This window comes from Fictibacillus phosphorivorans (assembly GCF_001619875.1).
In the GTDB taxonomy this organism is placed as follows: Bacteria; Bacillota; Bacilli; order Bacillales; family Fictibacillaceae; genus Fictibacillus; species Fictibacillus phosphorivorans_B.
Genome location: NZ_LRFC01000030.1, coordinates 1 through 203, shown reverse-complemented (window position 1 = coordinate 203; position 203 = coordinate 1). Strand labels below are relative to the sequence as shown.

The 203-nt window shown below is 52.7% G+C and carries 1 tRNA gene; it reads left to right on the top strand.

From position 1 onward, the window contains the following. Positions 1-72 precede the first annotated feature (72 nt). Positions 73-148, top strand: a tRNA-Thr gene (locus AWM68_RS13595). The last annotated feature ends 55 nt before the right edge of the window (positions 149-203 follow it).

The window sequence follows — 203 nt, the reverse complement described above, 5'->3', positions numbered from 1 at the left end:
CAGTGGTAGAGCTATCGGCTGTTAACCGATCGGTCGCAGGTTCGAGTCCTGCCTGTGGAGCCATTTTTACTTGCTTCCATAGCTCAGCAGGTAGAGTGCTTCCATGGTAAGGAAGAGGTCACCGGTTCGAGCCCGGTTGGAAGCTCCATATCATAATACAAACAGTCATGGCCCGTTGGTCAAGCGGTTAAGACACCGCCCTT